At 60.8% G+C, this 17,215-nt stretch carries 14 protein-coding genes; 10 read left to right on the top strand and 4 right to left on the bottom strand.

Going from position 1 to position 17,215, the window contains the following annotated elements; genetic code table 11:
* Window positions 1–58 precede the first annotated feature (58 nt).
* Window positions 59–460 carry a lysozyme inhibitor LprI family protein gene (locus ACM6I5_RS02040; protein ID WP_017341195.1) on the bottom strand — a complete coding sequence of 134 codons (402 nt, stop codon included), beginning with the start codon at window positions 458–460 and terminating at the stop codon, window positions 59–61.
* A gap of 231 nt (window positions 461–691) precedes the next feature.
* Here ACM6I5_RS02040 and ACM6I5_RS02045 point away from each other — a divergent pair, with 231 nt between their 5' ends.
* From ACM6I5_RS02045 to ACM6I5_RS02075, 7 genes are all read left to right on the top strand, one after another.
* Window positions 692–1,669 carry a dipeptidase gene (locus tag ACM6I5_RS02045; protein WP_008033250.1) on the top strand — a complete coding sequence of 326 codons (978 nt, stop codon included), beginning with the start codon at window positions 692–694 and terminating at the stop codon, window positions 1,667–1,669.
* Window positions 1,670–1,747: 78 nt separating this feature from the next.
* Window positions 1,748–2,278: a DUF5943 domain-containing protein gene (locus ACM6I5_RS02050; RefSeq protein ID WP_007947752.1), complete on the top strand. Its 531-nt coding sequence runs from the start codon at window positions 1,748–1,750 to the stop codon at window positions 2,276–2,278.
* Window positions 2,279–2,293: 15 nt separating this feature from the next.
* Window positions 2,294–4,354 (top strand): dimethylglycine demethylation protein DgcA, encoded by a 2,061-nt coding sequence (gene dgcA, locus ACM6I5_RS02055; RefSeq protein WP_017341193.1) that lies wholly within the window; start codon window positions 2,294–2,296, stop codon window positions 4,352–4,354.
* Between the two features lie 208 nt (window positions 4,355–4,562).
* Window positions 4,563–6,512, top strand: coding sequence for a dimethylglycine demethylation protein DgcB (gene dgcB, locus ACM6I5_RS02060; RefSeq protein WP_017341192.1), 1,950 nt, complete (start codon window positions 4,563–4,565; stop codon window positions 6,510–6,512).
* Window positions 6,512–7,732 carry an electron transfer flavoprotein subunit alpha/FixB family protein gene (locus ACM6I5_RS02065; protein WP_414880195.1) on the top strand — a complete coding sequence of 407 codons (1,221 nt, stop codon included), beginning with the start codon at window positions 6,512–6,514 and terminating at the stop codon, window positions 7,730–7,732. The genes dgcB and ACM6I5_RS02065 overlap by 1 nt, the downstream gene beginning before the upstream one ends.
* A 15-nt stretch (window positions 7,733–7,747) precedes the next feature.
* Window positions 7,748–8,518, top strand: coding sequence for an electron transfer flavoprotein subunit beta (locus tag ACM6I5_RS02070; RefSeq protein WP_017341190.1), 771 nt, complete (start codon window positions 7,748–7,750; stop codon window positions 8,516–8,518).
* A 60-nt stretch (window positions 8,519–8,578) separates the two neighbouring features.
* On the top strand, window positions 8,579–9,145 hold the full coding sequence (locus ACM6I5_RS02075) for a GNAT family N-acetyltransferase (protein ID WP_414883092.1): 567 nt from the start codon (window positions 8,579–8,581) through the stop codon (window positions 9,143–9,145).
* A gap of 738 nt (window positions 9,146–9,883) precedes the next feature.
* Here ACM6I5_RS02075 and gbcA read toward each other — a convergent pair.
* Window positions 9,884–11,179, bottom strand: a complete 1,296-nt coding sequence (gene gbcA / locus ACM6I5_RS02080) for a glycine-betaine demethylase subunit GbcA (protein WP_031319164.1) — start codon at window positions 11,177–11,179, stop codon at window positions 9,884–9,886.
* A 283-nt stretch (window positions 11,180–11,462) separates the two neighbouring features.
* On the opposite strand from gbcA, the gene gbcB reads away from it, so the two are divergent.
* Window positions 11,463–12,563 carry a glycine-betaine demethylase subunit GbcB gene (gene gbcB / locus ACM6I5_RS02085; protein WP_017341187.1) on the top strand — a complete coding sequence of 367 codons (1,101 nt, stop codon included), beginning with the start codon at window positions 11,463–11,465 and terminating at the stop codon, window positions 12,561–12,563.
* Window positions 12,564–12,668: 105 nt separating this feature from the next.
* Here the strand turns inward: gbcB and ACM6I5_RS02090 are convergent, their stop codons facing one another.
* Together ACM6I5_RS02090 and ACM6I5_RS02095 are read right to left on the bottom strand one after the other, a co-directional pair.
* On the bottom strand, window positions 12,669–13,493 hold the full coding sequence (locus tag ACM6I5_RS02090; protein ID WP_414883093.1) for an SDR family oxidoreductase: 825 nt from the start codon (window positions 13,491–13,493) through the stop codon (window positions 12,669–12,671).
* Window positions 13,494–13,737: 244 nt separating this feature from the next.
* On the bottom strand, window positions 13,738–14,778 hold the full coding sequence (locus ACM6I5_RS02095) for a low specificity L-threonine aldolase (protein ID WP_017341185.1): 1,041 nt from the start codon (window positions 14,776–14,778) through the stop codon (window positions 13,738–13,740).
* Window positions 14,779–14,909: 131 nt separating this feature from the next.
* On the opposite strand from ACM6I5_RS02095, the gene ACM6I5_RS02100 reads away from it, so the two are divergent.
* Window positions 14,910–15,626, top strand: a complete 717-nt coding sequence (locus ACM6I5_RS02100; RefSeq protein WP_414880267.1) for a TraX family protein — start codon at window positions 14,910–14,912, stop codon at window positions 15,624–15,626.
* Between the two features lie 313 nt (window positions 15,627–15,939).
* Window positions 15,940–17,193 carry a serine hydroxymethyltransferase gene (glyA, locus tag ACM6I5_RS02105; protein ID WP_017341183.1) on the top strand — a complete coding sequence of 418 codons (1,254 nt, stop codon included), beginning with the start codon at window positions 15,940–15,942 and terminating at the stop codon, window positions 17,191–17,193.
* The last annotated feature ends 22 nt before the right edge of the window (window positions 17,194–17,215 follow it).

The raw sequence follows: 17,215 nt of genomic DNA on the forward strand, positions 1-17,215 counted from the left end.
CGATCCCTTTACTGGCTGAAGTAAGCAGCTTTACCGCTCTGGTTGGCCGGAGTTTGCATCACTCCTGCCCAATCGACTCCAAAAACTCCGACCGCTCATCACTCATCCGCGCTACGCAGTCATTCTGCGCAATCGTAAACGCCTTGCTGCCACTGGTCGCCGGAAACGCTTCAACCGCGCAATCCGCGTCCCGGGTCTTCAGCCATTGCTGCTGGGCGGCCTTGATTTTGGCGGTGATGTCGGCCAGTTGCGTCGGGCTCTTGCCATAGAGCGTTTGCATGCGCTCGGTCAGGCTTTGGTAGTTGTCCTTGAGCAGGTCTTCGGCGGTGGTTCGGCTGTAGACCGAGCATTCCAGGGTCTGGACGTCGTTTTCGACTGCATCGCAGGGGTTGGTGTCGGACTCTTCAGCCGCCTGTACGCCGGTCGCTATCAGTGCCAAAGCCAGGAAGATCGATTTCATTGCGTCGCCCTAAATCCAGTAAGCATCCAGTAATACGCCGAATTCTGGCCCAAGCGGACGGCATTGAACAGCCAGGTGATAAGCGCCGATATCGACCCTTTGTCGCAGATTGACGCTTTCGGCAAACCCCCTGTCGTTTTTGCACCCGGCTGCACCGGTCCTCAGGCATATGCTGGCCCCAAAGCGCCGGCACACGATTCGGCGCACGAATCGCTAATAGGGGACAGCCTGATGAGCCCAGCCGAATTGCACGCCGACAGCATCGTTATCGACGGGCTGATTATTGCCAAGTGGAACCGCGAGCTGTTTGAAGACATGCGCAAGGGCGGTCTGACCGCGGCCAACTGCACCGTGTCGGTGTGGGAGGGCTTTCAGGCCACCGTCAACAACATCGCCGCCAGTCAGAAGCTGATCCGCGAGAACAGCGACCTGGTGATTCCGGTGCGCACCACCGCCGACATCCGCAAGGCCAAGGAGCAGGGCAAGACCGGCATCCTGTTCGGTTTCCAGAATGCTCACGCGTTTGAAGACCAGATCGGCTACGTCGAGGTGTTCAAGCAGCTGGGCGTCGGTATCGTGCAGATGTGCTACAACACCCAGAACCTGGTCGGCACCGGTTGCTACGAGCGCGATGGCGGCCTGTCGGGCTTCGGTCGTGAAATCGTTGCCGAGATGAACCGCGTTGGCGTCATGTGCGACCTGTCCCACGTCGGTTCAAAGACTTCCGAAGAAGTGATCCTCGAATCCAAGAAGCCGGTCTGCTACTCCCATTGCCTGCCGTCGGGCCTGAAAATTCATCCGCGCAACAAATCCGATGAAGAGCTGAAGTTCATCGCCGATCACGGCGGTTTCGTCGGTGTGACCATGTTCGCGCCGTTCCTGGCCAAGGGCATCGATTCGACCATCGACGATTATGCCGAAGCCATCGAATACACCATGAACATCGTTGGCGAAGACGCCATCGGTATCGGCACCGACTTTACCCAGGGCCATGGCCAGGACTTCTTCGAATACCTGACCCATGACAAGGGCTACGCCCGCCGTCTGACCAGCTTCGGCAAGATCATCAACCCGCTGGGCATCCGCACCGTGGGCGAGTTCCCGAACCTGACCGAAACCCTGCTCAAGCGCGGCCACTCCGAGCGCGTGGTCCGCAAGATCATGGGCGAGAACTGGGTCAACGTCCTCAAGGACGTCTGGGGCGAGTAAGCCACAGCACCTCTGAATCCTTTCCCCCGGCCGCCCGTGCCGGGGGCAACACCCAAATTTTTCTGGAGTTAAGTTTCCATGGCCAAGATCGCCCCGCAATTGCCAATCGAAGTCGACAGCGAAACCGGTGTCTGGACTTCCGACGCCCTGCCAATGCTGTACGTACCGCGTCACTTCTTCGTGAATAACCACATGGGCATCGAGGAAGTGCTGGGCGCCGAAGCCTATGCCGAGATCCTGTACAAGGCCGGCTACAAATCCGCCTGGCACTGGTGTGAAAAAGAAGCTGAATGCCACGGCCTGGAAGGCGTCGCGGTGTTCGAGCACTACATGAAGCGTCTGTCGCAACGCGGCTGGGGCCTGTTCAAGATCCAGGACATCGACCTCGACAAAGGCACCGCCAGCGTCAAGCTTGAACACTCGGCATTCGTCTACGTGTACGGCAAGGTCGGGCGCAAGGTCGACTACATGTTCACCGGCTGGTTTGCCGGTGCCATGGACCAGATTCTGCAGGCCCGCGGCAGCAAGATTCGTACGGTTGCCGAGCAAGTCTACGGTGGCTCCGAAGAAGGCCACGACGACGGTTTGTTCACCGTCAAGCCGTTGTAAGTCGAGGACCCCGCCATGGCTTTCGAAGCAATGTTCCAGCCGATCCAGATCGGCAAACTGACCATCCGCAACCGCGTGCTCAGCACTGCGCACGCCGAGGTCTACGCGACCGACGGCGGCATGACCACCGACCGGTACGTCAAGTATTACGAAGAGAAAGCCAAGGGCGGGATCGGCCTGGCGATTTGCGGCGGTTCCTCCAGCGTGGCCATCGACAGCCCGCAAGGCTGGTGGAAGTCGGTCAACCTGGCCGACGACCGGATCATCCCGCACTTCCAGAACCTGGCCGATGCCATGCACAAGCATGGCGCCAAGATCATGATCCAGATTACCCACATGGGCCGTCGTTCGCGCTGGGACGGCGAGCACTGGCCAACCCTGCTGTCGCCGTCGGGTATCCGTGAACCGGTGCACCGCGCGACCTGCAAAACCATCGAGCCGGAAGAAATCTGGCGGGTGATCGGCAACTATGCCAGCGCCGCCGCGCGGGCCAAGGCCGGAGGCCTGGATGGCGTCGAGCTGTCCGCCGTGCACCAGCACATGATCGACCAGTTCTGGAGCCCGCGGGTCAACAAACGCACCGACGAATGGGGCGGCAGCTTCGAGAACCGCATGCGTTTCGGCCTGGAAGTGATCAAGGCTGTGCGGGCTGAAGTCGGCCCGGATTTCTGCGTCGGCATCCGTCTGTGCGGTGATGAATTCCACCCGGACGGCTTGTCCCACGAGGACATGAAGCAGATCGCCAAGTACTACGACGACACCGGCATGATCGACTTCATCGGCGTGGTGGGTTCGGGTTGTGACACCCACAACACCCTGGCCAACGTTATTCCGAACATGAGTTATCCACCGGAGCCATTCCTGCACCTGGCCGCCGGTATCAAGGAAGTGGTGAAGGCCCCGGTTCTGCATGCGCAGAACATCAAGGATCCGAACCAGGCGACCCGTATTCTGGAAGGCGGCTACGTGGACATGGTCGGCATGACCCGCGCCCACATCGCCGACCCGCACCTGATCGCCAAGATCAAGATGGGCCAGGTTGACCAGATCAAGCAATGCGTCGGCGCCAACTACTGCATTGACCGTCAGTACCAGGGCCTGGACGTGTTGTGCATCCAGAACGCCGCGACCTCCCGTGAATACATGGGCGTGCCGCACATCATCGAGAAATCGACCGGTGTGAAGCGCAAAGTCGTGGTGGTCGGTGCCGGCCCTGCCGGGATGGAAGCGGCTCGCGTGTCTGCCGAACGTGGCCACGACGTGACCCTGTTCGAGAAGAAAGAATTTATCGGCGGGCAGATCACCACCGCCTCGAAAGCCCCGCAACGGGACCAGATCGCCGGTATCACGCGCTGGTTCCAACTGGAGCTGGCGCGTCTGAAAGTCGACCTGCGCCTGGGCGTGGCCGCCGATGCGGCAACCATTCTCGACCTGCGCCCGGATGTAGTGGTGCTCGCCGTTGGCGGTCATCCATTCCTGGAGCAGAACGAACACTGGGGCGCGGCCGAAGGCCTGGTGGTCAGCAGTTGGGACATCCTTGACGGCAAAGTGGCGCCGGGCAAGAACGTGCTGGTCTACGACACCATTTGCGAGTTCACCGGGATGTCGACCGCCGACTTCCTCGCCGACAAGGGCTGCCAGGTCGAGATCGTCACCGACGACATCAAGCCGGGCGTAGCGATTGGCGGTACCTCGTTCCCGACGTACTACCGCAGCATGTACCCGAAAGAAGTGATCATGACCGGGGACATGATGCTGGAGAAGGTCTACCGCGAAGGCGACAAGCTGGTGGCGGTGCTGGAAAACGAATACACCGGCGCCAAAGAGGAGCGGGTGGTGGACCAGGTGGTCGTCGAAAACGGCGTGCGTCCGGACGAAGAAATCTACTACGCCATGAAGGAAGGCTCGCGCAACAAAGGCCAGATGGACATCGAAGCCCTGTTCGCGATCAAGCCGCAACCTTCGCTGAGCCAGGCGGGCGACGGCTACTTGCTGTTCCGCATCGGTGACTGCGTGGCGCAGCGCAACACCCACGCGGCGATCTACGACGCGCTGCGGTTGTGCAAGGATTTCTAACGGATAACCACCATCACCTGTGGCGAGGGAGCTTGCTCCCGCTGGGCTGCGAAGCGGCCCCAAAACCGGCAGTCGAGGTGTATCAGATGGATACCTGCGGCTGTTTTGGGAGCGCTTCGCGCTCCAGCGGGAGCAAGCTCCCTCGCCACAAGTTGTGCGTCGCTCTTACCGGCACGCACACGACCCTGCGGTCTTTGGGAGCTCCACCATGTTGAACACCCTTCTTCCAATCCTGTTGTTCGCTGCCCTGGGCCTTGCGGTTCTGGGCGCGTTGCGGCGGGTGGCTATGTGGCGCCGGGGCCGGGCTTCGAAAGTCGACCTGATCGGCGGCCTGTTCGCCATGCCCAAGCGCTACATGGTCGACTTGCACCACGTCGTCGCGCGGGACAAATACATCGCCAACACCCACGTCGCTACGGCCGGCGGTGCGGTTGCGTCCGCTGTGCTCGCGATTCTGGTGCACGGTTTCGGCCTGCATAACCGCTTCCTCGGTTATGCGCTGTTGCTGATGACGGCGGTGATGTTCGTCGGCGCGATCTTTGTGTACCTGCGTCGGCGCAACCCACCGGCCCGCCTGTCAAAAGGCCCGTGGATGCGTTTGCCGAAAAGCTTGCTGGCGTTTTCGGCGTCGTTCTTTCTGGTGACCCTGCCGGTGGCAGGCATCCTGCCGGAAAACTTTGGTGGCTGGATCCTGGCCGTGATCCTCGGGATCGGCGTGCTCTGGGGTGTCTCGGAATTGTTCTTCGGCATGACCTGGGGCGGGCCGATGAAGCACGCCTTCGCCGGTGCCTTGCACCTGGCCTGGCACCGTCGCGCCGAACGTTTTGGCGGTGGTCGTTCCACCGGTCTGAAGCCGCTGGACCTCAGCGATCCAAGCGCACCGCTGGGTGTGGAAAAACCCAAGGATTTCACCTGGAACCAACTGCTCGGTTTCGACGCCTGCGTGCAATGCGGCAAGTGCGAAGCCGCCTGCCCGGCGTTCGCCGCCGGCCAGCCGTTGAACCCGAAAAAGCTGATTCAAGATATGGTGGTCGGCCTCGCCGGTGGCACCGATGCCAAGTTCGCCGGCAGCCCTTATCCGGGCAAGGCGATTGGTGAGCACGCCGGCAATCCGCATCAACCGATCGTCAACGGTCTGGTGGACGCCGAAACCCTGTGGTCCTGCACCACCTGCCGTGCCTGCGTCGAGGAATGCCCGATGATGATCGAGCACGTCGATGCCATCGTCGACATGCGCCGCCATCTGACCCTGGAAAAAGGCGCGACCCCGAACAAGGGCGCCGAAGTCCTGGAAAACCTGATCGCCACCGACAACCCCGGCGGTTTCGCACCGGGCGGGCGGATGAACTGGGCAGCGGACCTGAACCTCACTCTGATGAGCGAGAAGAAATCCGTCGACGTGCTGTTCTGGGTCGGCGACGGCGCTTTCGACATGCGCAACCAGCGCACTCTGCGCGCTTTCGTCAAAGTGCTGAAAGCGGCCAAAGTCGACTTCGCCGTGCTCGGTCTTGAAGAGCGCGACAGCGGTGACGTGGCCCGCCGACTGGGCGACGAAGCAACCTTCCAGTTGTTGGCCAAGCGCAACATCCAGACCCTGGCCAAGTACAGCTTCAACCGCATCGTCACCTGCGACCCGCACAGCTTCCATGTGCTGAAAAACGAATACGGCGCTTTCGACGGCAACTACCTCGTTCAGCATCACAGCACCTACATGGCCGAGATCATCGGCGCTGGCGCCCTGAGTCTTGGCCAGCACAAAGGCAGCAGCGTGACCTATCACGACCCGTGCTACCTCGGTCGCTACAACGGCGAATACGAGGCGCCGCGTGAAGTGCTGCGCGCCCTCGGGATCGAAGTCAAAGAGATGCAACGCTCCGGTTTCCGCTCGCGCTGCTGTGGCGGTGGTGGCGGCGCGCCGATCACCGACATTCCGGGCAAGCAACGGATCCCCGACATGCGCATGGAAGACATCCGCGAAACCGGCGCCGAACTGGTGGCCGTGGGTTGCCCACAGTGCACCGCGATGCTCGAAGGCGTGGTCGAACCGCGTCCGTTGATCAAGGACATCGCCGAACTGGTGGCGGACGCGCTGCTCGAAGACGCAGCCCCAAGCAAACCGTCCACACCGGCTCAACGTGAACCTGCGGAGGCCCACTGATGAGCGACATTATCCGCCGTGACCCCCGCGCCGAATGGATTGCCCGTAACCGCCTGCACCCGCTGCACGCGGCCATGCAACCGGCGCAACACAGCTGGATGGGGCCGAATGGCGTCATCCGCAAAAATCCCCATGGCATGGGTTTCATCGGCCCGAACGGCATTAAACGGATCGACCGCAGCGGCGCTCAGCAGGGCGGGGCGACCAAACGCTCGGCCGCCGTTGAAGTGCAATTGCCGCTGCATCAGGTCCCTGCCCCGGCGTTCTACATCAGCGTGGTGCCCGACATGGTCGGCGGCCGCTTGAGCAGCCACGACCGCGACTTGCTCGGTCTGGCCCATCAATTGGCCGGCAAGGACGGCGCGGTATTGGCCGTGGTCTTCGGCGAACACAAGGAAAGTGTCTTCGCCACTGCCGGCGTCGATCGCCTGCTGGTACTCGAAGGCGACGAATTCAGCGGTTATGCACCGGAACAACGAATCCAGGGCCTGCGGGCTGTGGATAACCAGTTCAGCCCGCGTCACTGGCTGCTGCCGGACAGCCGCAGCGGTGGCGGCGAACTGGGTCGACGCTTTGCCGCTGCATTGGGCGAACGCCCGGCCACACGGGTCTGGCAGGTCAAGGATCAGGAATGCATCGGCCGCGCCGGTGCGGGTCTGCAAGACCTTGCACGTCCGATTGCACGCTTGATTCTGGCTGCCGTCGAATGTGCCGAACCCGTGAGCGAAACCCGACACGAAGCCTTGCCGGTGGAGTTATCCACAACCGTGGCGCGCAGTCTGTCGCGGATCGAGGATCTGGGCGCAGTGGCAGTGGACCCGGCGGCGATTCCGATGGCCGAAGCCGAGTTCATCTTCTCCGGCGGCAACGGCGTCAAGGACTGGGGACTTTTCCACAGGACCGCCGAAGCGCTCGGCGCCACCGAAGGCGCGTCCCGGGTGGCAGTGGACGACGGCTTCATGGCCCGTGACCGGCAGGTCGGGGCGTCGGGCACCTGGGTCACGGCTCGGGTGTACGTGGCGGTAGGGATCTCCGGGGCGATCCAGCACCTGCAAGGCATCGGTGCCTGCGACAAGGTGGTGGCGATCAACCTCGACCCTGGCTGCGACATGATCAAACGGGCCGACCTGTCGGTGATCGGCGAAAGCGCCGAGATTCTTCAAGCCTTGATCGCGGCGGTAGAGGCTTACCGCAACGAAGCCAAGCGCGATGCGGCTTAAGGGAAGGAAAGGGTTATGAGCACGAAAATCATCAGCCTGGTGTCCATCGGTGCCCACCCGACTTCCGGCCGGCCACGTCGCGCGGAGCAGGATGCGCGGGCCGTGGAACTGGGTCTGCAACTGGCTGGGGATAACTTGCAAGTGCTGCATGCCGGCGACGTCGCGGAACCGGCGTTGCGCGCTTATCTGGGCATGGGCCTGGAACAATTGCATGTACTGGAACAACCTCAGGGCGCCGATGCATTGCCGGCGTTGACCGCCTATCTGCGCGATGCCGGTGCGCAAGTCGTGCTGACCGGCAGCCAGGCAGAAACCGGTGAAGGCTCGGGCATGCTGCCGTTCCTGCTGGCGGAGAGCCTCGGCTGGCCGCTGGTGGTCGGGCTGGCTCAGGTGGAATCCATCGATGGCAGTACGGCGCTGGTGCTGCAAGCCTTGCCCCGTGGTCAGCGTCGTCGTTTGAAGGTCCGTCTGCCGTTTCTCGCGACAGTGGATAACGCCGCGCCGAAGCCTCGGCAGAGCGCCTACGGCCCGGCTCGGCGCGGGGTGTTGCAGGCGGATGAAGTCGAAGTGATCGACGATGACCTGCTGGCGGTCGCCACGTTGCAACCTGCCAAACCGCGGCCTAAACGCTTGAAAGTGATCAAGGCGAAAAGCGGCGCAGACCGGATGAAAGCCGCGACGGCCAAGGCCAGTGGCGGCGGCGGACAAGTGCTTAAAGGCGTGACTGCGCAAGCGGGTGCCGAGGCGATTCTCAAATTATTGATCGAAGAAGGCGTGGTTCGCTGACTCACAACCACCACACATCAAATGTGGGAGCGAGCAAGCCCGCTCCCACAAGGAACAACAATGACCGTTGAATTCCGCTCGGCTCAGCGCACTGATGCGCGAGAGATTGCTCGTCTGTTCCAGATTTCGTCAGAGGGTGCTGCGGATTACATCTGGAGCCAGCTGGCAGAGCCCGACCAGGATCTATTGGACGTGGGCGCCAGTCGTTATGCCCGCGACGATGTCGATTTTTCTTATCAGAACTGCCTCATTGCCGAAGCGGACGGGCAGGTCATCGGCATGATGCACAGCTACACGATGCGCCACGATCCCCTGGCCGAACCCACCACCGACCCGGTGCTGGCGCCGTATGCCGACATGGAAATCCCCGATACGCTCTACATCTCCAGCCTGGCGCTGCACGAAGGCTGGCGCAATCAGGGGCTGGGCAAGCAGTTTCTCGCCCATGCTCACGAGCGCGCCCGCCAGTTGGGCCTCAAGGGGTTGAGCCTGATCGACTACGCCGTCAACACCGGCGCCCGTCGGTTCTACGAGCGCCATGGCTTTCGAATCGTCGATACCTGCCAGATCACCCCTCACCCGATGATTCGGGTGACCGGTGAGGCCTACCTCATGCAGTGGCCCTAGTGGGACTGGACCGCCAAGCGACGCTGGCGATCCTGTCCTGTTTCAACAGGTTGCGATGACGTTACCCACAATCCCTGTTAGCGCTTCTGTGGATAACATGTTCGCCCATCGCTGCACGCCATGAAAACAAAGCCCTGCAAGCCTTCGTACAAAAAACAACCAGCCTAACTTACGGTTTTTTCGGGCTTTTTCCCGAGGATAAGTTGATGCGGGCGGCAATACTTGCCCCCAATCTCTGTTGGCGCTTCTGTGGATAAGATGTTCGCTGTCGGCTACAGACCATATAAAACGGGCTTTTCATGGGGTTGGTTGAAAAACGATCAATCTACTGTTTTTGAGCAGGAAAGATCGCTGGAACCTCGATTTATCGTGAGTTTGAGCGGTTTTCCACAGATCAATCGAAGTTGCCCCCAAAGTCTGTTGGCGCTTCTGTGGATAAGGTGTTCGCCATCCTCTGTGAGCCTTTAAAACCGTGGCCTGCAAGAATCAGATCAAAAAACAACCAATCGTTGCTGAAAACCCTGCTTCTGGATAAGTCACGGATTTTCTTCAGTTTCCGTGACGAATATGGGGGCGATAAACCGAGTTGTCCCCATTTGCTGTGGGTGGACGTGTGGATAACTTGTTGGCTAACCGCTACAGCCCCCTATCCGCAGCAGCTCTAAAGCAATTGGTCGAAATTTGAACAATAAAAAACCGCGAAACATGTTCGCGGTTTTTTTTGTCCCGGGGGATCGGTCAGCCCTGAACCGGAACCCCTTTGAGGTAAGGCGCAGGTTCCGCGCCCAGGTTGTTCAGCAACCGCTCGCTGTACCAGTCCACAAAGTTCACCACGCCAAACTCATAAGTCTTCGAGTAAGGCCCAGGCTGGTACGCGGTGGAGTTGATCCCGCGCTGGTTCTCTTCGGCCAGGCGACGGTCCTGGTCGTTGGTCGCATCCCAGACCTGGCGCATGCGCTCCACGTCGTAGTCCACGCCTTCAACGGCGTCCTTGTGGACGATCCACTTGGTGGTGACCATGGTTTCCTGCGCGCTGATCGGCCACACCGTGAAGACAATGATGTGGTCGCCCATGCAGTGGTTCCACGAGTGCGGCAGGTGCAGGATGCGCATCGAGCCCAGGTCCGGGTTCTTTATGCGGCCCATGAGTTTGGCACAGCCCTGTTTGCCATCCATGGTCATCGACACGGTGCCCTTGAGCAGCGGCATGCGCACGATGCGGTTACGCAGGCCGAAGCTGGCGTGGGCGTAAGGAATCTTCTCGGCTTCCCAGGCAGCGGCGGAGGCAGCGACGTGGTCCTTGAACGCCTGGTCGGCGCGCGGGTCGGTGACGTCGTCCCATTCCAGCAGGGTTTTCAGCAGTTCCGGGTGCGACGCGTTGCAGTGGTAGCACTCGCGGTTGTTTTCCAGGACCAGTTTCCAGTTGGCCTTTTCCATCAAGGTGGTTTGCACCGCCACCTTGGTGTTCTCCATGTCGTACGGTTCCATGTAATGGTTCAGCGTCGACAGGAAGTCATCGATGGCCGGCGGGTTCTCCGACAGGCTGATGAAAATGTAGCCGCCGGCGGTCTTCACGTTCACCGGTTTGAGGCCGTACTGCTTCATGTCGAAATCGGCGCCCATTTCGGTGCCGGCGAACAGCAGGCGGCCGTCCAGCTCGTACGTCCACTGGTGGTAGTGGCAGACCAGCTTGGCGACCTTGCCCTTTTCACTGGTGCACAGCCGCGAACCGCGGTGACGGCAGACGTTGTGGAACGCATGCACCACGCCTTCGGCGCCGCGAATCACGATGATCGGGTTCTTGCCGACCTGCAGGGTCAGGTAGTTGCCCTTGGTCGGGATTTCGCAGGTCATGCCGGCAATCAACCACTCTTTCTGGAAGATTTCCTGCATGTCGATATCAAACAGCCGCTCGTCAGAGTAAAACGGCTGCGGCAGCGAGAAAGTACGCTCGCGCTCTTGCAGCATCTGCGCGGTGGCCTTGCGTGCGGGTTCCAGTGGATCGCCCAGGCTCAGGGTAGTGGTGACGTCCATCATTTAATCCTCAAGGCCATTCTGTGTGGCCGGCGAAAGTGGCTAATCAGGTTTGCTACGCAAGGGTGTAAAGAGTGTGTCTTGGTATGGGGCGAGTGTGGGGCCGGCGCTACCCAGAACCTTATCCATGGGCGACATGGCCCAATCTGTTCCCGACGCGCAACCCTCGGTAGTTGGGGGCTGGTCGCGATAAGTATGTGAATGTCGCAGATAGGTAAATGGGTGGTTCACGCTATACGCAGAATCGCCAACATAAGGCCGACCATCGGCGGTGGAGAACAGCATGTCCAACAGCTTCCTGAATCCGGTAACTACCCAGACCTGGGCCAATGGCCGACACATTGTCCGTTGCGTCAAAGTCATCCAGGAAACCTGGGATGTGCGCACCTTCTGCTTTATGGCCGACCAGCCGATCCTGTTCTTCTTCAAGCCGGGCCAGTTTGTCACCCTGGAGCTGGAAATCGAAGGCGTGCCGATCATGCGCTCCTACACCATTTCCAGCTCGCCATCGGTGCCGTACAGCTTTTCGGTGACCATCAAGCGCGTACCGGGCGGCAAGGTATCGAACTGGTTGCACGACACCTTGCACGAAGGTCAGGAACTGGCGGTACACGGGCCGGTCGGGCTGTTCAACGCTATGGATTTCACCGCGCCGAAAGTGCTCTACCTCAGCGGCGGTGTCGGCATCACGCCGGTGATGTCGATGGCGCGCTGGTTCTACGACACCAACGGCAACGTCGACATGGTGTTTATCCACAGCGCGCGTTCGCCCAAGGACATCATTTACCACCGCGAGCTGGAACACATGGCGTCGCGGATCGACAACTTCAGCCTGCACCTGATCTGCGAGAAGCATGGTCTGGGTGAACCGTGGGCCGGTTATCGCGGTTACCTGAATCACAAGATGCTGGAACTGATGGCACCGGACTTCCTTGAGCGCGAAGTGTTCTGCTGCGGGCCGACGCCGTACATGAACGCTGTGAAACGCATGCTCGAGGCTGCTGGTTTCGACATGAAGCGGTATCACGAGGAGTCCTTCGGTGCCACGCCACCGGAAGCCCGCGCCGATGCGGTGGAGCAAGCCGAAATTGCAGCCGAAGCACCGGACATCGATGTGGCGGATCTGCATCAAGTGGAATTCACCGCGTCCGGCAAGAGCATTCGCGTTGCGCCGGGAGAAACGGTCCACGCCGCTGCTGCCAAGCTGGGGCTATTGATTCCGAAGGCCTGCGGGATGGGGATCTGCGGCACGTGCAAGGTGATGAAGCTGGGAGGCGAAGTCGAGATGGACCACAACGGCGGGATCACCGAGGAAGACGAAGCCGAAGGGTATATTTTGTCGTGCTGCAGCGTGCCGAAGGGCGACGTGCGCATCGAGTTTTAAACCTGTGGGAGCGAGCCTGCTCGCGATAGCGGTCTGTCAGTCAACATCTCTGTTGGATATGACGGCCTCATCGCGAGCAGGCTCGCTCCCACAAGGATTGGTGCTTCAGTCCACAAACAAGTCGGTCATCAGCTTGTCGTTGGTGCCGGGCTCAAAGCGGTAGTGATCAAAACCGGTCGCGCCATTCTCTCGCAGAATCTCCTCATCAATCAGCAACCGCCCAGTAATGCGGCGACCGCTGCTGTCCAGGATCACATGGGCCGCATCGGCCATGATCGCCGGCGTACGCGCATGCTTGAACGACTCCCGTGACCCCAGCTGAAACTCGATGGCGGCGGTGGCGATCATGGTCTGCGGCCACAGCGAATTGACGCTGATGCCGTAGTTCCTGAATTCCTCGCTCATGCCCACCGTGAGCATGCTCATGCCGTATTTGGTCACGGTGTACGGGCTGTATTGGGCGAACCATTTGGTGGCCAGGTTGAGCGGTGGTGACAGGTTGAGGATATGGCCGCTGCTTTTTTTCAGATAGGGCAGGGCAGCCTGACTGCACAGCAACACCGCGCGGGTGTTGATCTGGTGCATCAGGTCAAAGCGCTTGAGTTCGATGTGCTGAACGCCCGTCAGCTTGATTGCGCCGGCGTTGTTGATCAGCGCATCAATGCCGCCGAAATGTTCGTTGGCCTGGGCCAGTGCTTCACGCACCGCGACTTCATCACGCACATCCACCTGCAAGGCCAGCGCCTTGCCGCCTGCGTCCTCGACTTCCTTCGCCACACTGAAAATCGTACCCGGCAGTTTGGGGTGAGGCTCGGCACTTTTGGCCGCAATCACAATGTTGGCCCCGTCCCGCGCCGCCCGCAGTGCGATCTCACGACCAATCCCGCGACTGGCGCCGGTAATGAACAGGGTTTTGCCTTGTAAGGACATGCGTGCGCTCCTGATTGTTATTGTCTGAGCGAATCGAGTGGCTCGCAGGACAATGTAGACCAAGAGGCTGTGGTGAGTGGCGAGTGAGCTTTTGTGACGAGGGCGCTTGCTCCCGCTGGGCTGCGCAGCAGCCCCAAATACGGAGGATGCGGTCTGTCAGGCAGACCGCGATGGCGGTTTTTGCGACGGCTTCGCCGCCGGGCGGGAGCAAGCTCCCTCGCCACAGGGGGGATCGGGGTGGTGGTTAGCGGGACATTACTTCCCGGATGTCCGCCGCCAGTTCACGAACGCGTTCTTCTTCGGTGTCCCACGAGCACATGAAGCGTGCGCCGCCGTTGCCGATGAAGGTGTAGAAGCGCCAGCCCTTGGCGGTCAGCGCGGCAATGGCCGGTTCCGAGAGTTGCAGGAACACGCCGTTGGCCTGCACCGGGAACATCAACTCAACGCCCTGAATGTCGCTGACCAGTTCGGCCAGCAACTGCGCGCAGTGGTTGGCGTGGCGGGCGTATTTGAGCCAGGCGTCGTTTTCCAGAATCCCGACCCACGGCGCCGAGAGGAAACGCATCTTGGATGCCAGCTGACCGGCCTGTTTGCAGCGGTAGTCGAAGTCTTCAGCCAGTTTGTGGTTGAAGAACAGAATCGCTTCACCCACGGCCATGCCGTTTTTCGTGCCGCCGAAGCACAAGACATCGACCCCGGCCTTCCAGGTCAGGTCCGCTGGCGAGCAGCCAAGGAATGCACAAGCATTGGAGAAGCGCGCGCCGTCCATGTGCAGGTTCAGGCCCAGCTCTTTGCAGGTGGCGCTGATGGCGCGGATTTCTTCCGGGGTGTAGATGCTGCCGACTTCGGTGGCCTGGGTCAGGGTCACGACGCGCGGTTTCGGGTAGTGGATGTCCTGGCGCTTGAGGGCCACTTCGCGGATCGATTCCGGGGTCAGCTTGCCGTTTTCGGTGCGGGCGACCAGCAGCTTGGAGCCGTTGGAAAAGAATTCCGGTGCGCCGCATTCGTCGGTTTCGACGTGGGCGGTTTCCGAGCAGATCACGCTGTGGTAACTCTGGCACAGCGACGACAGGGCCAGGGAGTTGGCGGCGGTGCCGTTGAAGGCGAAGAACACTTCGCAGTCGGTTTCGAACAGTTTGCGGAATTGATCGGACGCGCGAGCGGTCCACTCATCGTCGCCATAGGCGCGTTGGTGGCCGTGGTTGGCCTGTTCCATGGCGGCCCAGGCTTCAGGGCAGATACCGGAATAGTTGTCGCTGGCGAATTGTTGGCTCTTGTCGGTCATGGCCGGCTTCCGTGGTCGAAGCTCCTATGGTGAAGAGCTTCGTGGTCAATGATGGTGCGCACTTTACCGAAGATCGTCCGGGGAGCACACGGGATGTCACTGTCAGAACATTACAAGGACACCGGGCAATTATGCACATGACTCAACGCGACGGGGCACTCGATCTGCTCAAGTGGCTGGCGCTATTGAGCATGGTGCTCGATCACCTGCGATATGTCGGTTATTCCGTCGATATTCTGTATGTACCGGGGAGGCTAGCGTTTCCTTGGTTTTGTTTAGCGATAGCGGCCAATCTGTCGCGCGCCGGTGCAGCGACGACTGACGGCCAGTGGCGTTATCTGGGTTGGTTGCTGCTGTTCAGCGCCATCAGTGAAATTCCCTACCGGATGTACATTCCTGATCCGGACACCTTGAACGTGTTGCCTACGCTGGCGCTTGGGCTGCTGGTCGCGCGCGGCTGGCGGCACGAAACGCTGCACTCGCGACTGCTCGCGGTGGGGGCTCTGACCGTGGCAGCACTGTTCTCGGAGCGACTGATGTTCGGTTTCTTCGGCGTTCTGCTGCCGCTGGCCATGTTGCTGGTGATCAAGCGGCCCTGGTACTTCAGCCTGTTGCCCGGACTGGTCTGCCTGGCCGCCAACCAATGGGAGGTGCTGTATCACTCCGCCAGGTTTGGAAATGGTGCAGCCATCCTTGGCATCGCCACTTGCCTGATCGCGCCATTGCCAGGGCTGCTCTTGTTGCGACAGGCCAGGCATTTCAAACCGCCGCCGATGCGGCGTTGGGCGTATGCGCTCTATCCCGTACATTTTCTCGTTCTTCTGGCCTTGCGCCAACTCCTGTCCTGACTCCAGCCCTGTGGCGAGGGAGCTTGCTCCCGCTGGGCTGCGCGGCAGCCCGACACCCAGCAAATGCGATTCTGCAGTTAGATCGAGTTTGTCGGTTTTACGACTGCTTTGCAGCCGAGCGGAAGCAAGCTCCCTCGCCACAAGAGCCTTTGCCGGCCATCCTTTGCGGCCCATGTCGTAAACGCACCTTTGCGTGGCGTCCGTAGGCATTTGACCTGTCTGCGCCGGTCATACCATCGCATCAAAGGGCACTGCCGACAGGTACGTGCCTCACCGAGACGAATGGCGCACCGCCGCCGCTGGGAGAGACGCGATGTTCAGCAAGCAAGACCAGATCCAGGGTTACGACGATGCACTGCTGGCGGCGATGAATGCCGAAGAGCAACGCCAGGAAGATCACATCGAGCTGATCGCGTCAGAGAACTACACCAGCAAACGCGTCATGGAAGCGCAAGGCAGTGGCCTGACCAACAAATACGCCGAAGGCTATCCGGGCAAGCGCTACTACGGTGGCTGCGAGCACGTGGACAAGGTTGAAGCCCTGGCCATCGAACGCGCCAAGCAGTTGTTCGGCGCCGATTACGCCAACGTGCAGCCGCACTCCGGTTCCTCGGCCAACAGCGCCGTGTACCTGGCCCTGCTGCAAGCCGGCGACACCATTCTGGGCATGAGCCTGGCCCATGGCGGTCACCTGACCCACGGTGCCAAGGTGTCGTCCTCGGGCAAGCTGTACAACGCCGTGCAGTACGGGATCGACACCAAAACCGGTCTGATCGACTACGACGAAGTCGAGCGTCTGGCCGTCGAATGCAAGCCGAAGATGATCGTCGCCGGCTTCTCGGCCTACTCCAAGACCCTCGACTTCCCACGCTTCCGCCAGATCGCCGACAAGGTTGGTGCGCTGCTGTTCGTCGACATGGCCCACGTCGCCGGCCTGGTCGCTGCCGGCCTGTACCCGAATCCGCTGCCTTACGCCGACGTGGTCACCACCACCACCCACAAGACCCTGCGCGGTCCGCGTGGCGGCCTGATCCTGTGCAAGGCCAACGAAGAAATCGAGAAGAAGCTCAACGCGGCAGTCTTCCCGGGTGCCCAGGGCGGCCCGCTGATGCACGTGATCGCCGGTAAGGCCGTGTGCTTCAAGGAAGCGCTGGAGCCCGGTTTCAAGGCTTACCAGCAACAAGTGATCGACAACGCCCAGGCCATGGCCGGCGTGTTTATCAAACGCGGCTACGATGTAGTGTCCGGCGGCACCGATAACCACCTGTTCCTGGTCAGCCTGATCCGTCAGGGCCTCACCGGCAAAGAGGCGGATGCAGCACTCGGTCGCGCCCACATCACCGTGAACAAGAACGCTGTCCCGAATGATCCACAGTCGCCGTTCGTCACGTCCGGCCTGCGCATCGGCACCCCGGCGGTGACCACGCGCGGCTTCAAGGTGACCCAGTGCGTCACGCTGGCCGGCTGGATCTGCGACATCCTCGACAACCTCGGCGACGCCGATGTCGAGGCCAATGTCGCGCAGCAAGTGTCGGCCCTGTGCGCAGATTTCCCGGTTTATCGCTGAGCGCGGTTTTGGAGTAAATGAC

It is taken from the genome of Pseudomonas sp. IT-P171 (genome assembly GCF_949767765.1).
In the GTDB taxonomy this organism is placed as follows: domain Bacteria; phylum Pseudomonadota; class Gammaproteobacteria; order Pseudomonadales; family Pseudomonadaceae; genus Aquipseudomonas; species Aquipseudomonas fluorescens_B.

Bases quoted from the DNA above. Each gene is read 5' to 3' on its own strand.
- ACM6I5_RS02090 (WP_414883093.1), bottom strand. From the start codon at position 13,493: ATGTCCTTACAAGGCAAAACCCTGTTCATTACCGGCGCCAGTCGCGGG.
- ACM6I5_RS02050 (WP_007947752.1), top strand. From the start codon at position 1,748: ATGGCCAAGATCGCCCCGCAATTGCCAATCGAAGTCGACAGCGAAACC.
- dgcB (WP_017341192.1), top strand. From the start codon at position 4,563: ATGTTGAACACCCTTCTTCCAATCCTGTTGTTCGCTGCCCTGGGCCTT.
- ACM6I5_RS02070 (WP_017341190.1), top strand. From the start codon at position 7,748: ATGAGCACGAAAATCATCAGCCTGGTGTCCATCGGTGCCCACCCGACT.
- ACM6I5_RS02075 (WP_414883092.1), top strand. From the start codon at position 8,579: ATGACCGTTGAATTCCGCTCGGCTCAGCGCACTGATGCGCGAGAGATT.
- gbcA (WP_031319164.1), bottom strand. From the start codon at position 11,179: ATGGACGTCACCACTACCCTGAGCCTGGGCGATCCACTGGAACCCGCA.
- ACM6I5_RS02100 (WP_414880267.1), top strand. From the start codon at position 14,910: ATGCACATGACTCAACGCGACGGGGCACTCGATCTGCTCAAGTGGCTG.
- glyA (WP_017341183.1), top strand. From the start codon at position 15,940: ATGTTCAGCAAGCAAGACCAGATCCAGGGTTACGACGATGCACTGCTG.
- ACM6I5_RS02095 (WP_017341185.1), bottom strand. From the start codon at position 14,778: ATGACCGACAAGAGCCAACAATTCGCCAGCGACAACTATTCCGGTATC.
- ACM6I5_RS02040 (WP_017341195.1), bottom strand. From the start codon at position 460: ATGAAATCGATCTTCCTGGCTTTGGCACTGATAGCGACCGGCGTACAG.
- ACM6I5_RS02045 (WP_008033250.1), top strand. From the start codon at position 692: ATGAGCCCAGCCGAATTGCACGCCGACAGCATCGTTATCGACGGGCTG.
- dgcA (WP_017341193.1), top strand. From the start codon at position 2,294: ATGGCTTTCGAAGCAATGTTCCAGCCGATCCAGATCGGCAAACTGACC.
- ACM6I5_RS02065 (WP_414880195.1), top strand. From the start codon at position 6,512: ATGAGCGACATTATCCGCCGTGACCCCCGCGCCGAATGGATTGCCCGT.
- gbcB (WP_017341187.1), top strand. From the start codon at position 11,463: ATGTCCAACAGCTTCCTGAATCCGGTAACTACCCAGACCTGGGCCAAT.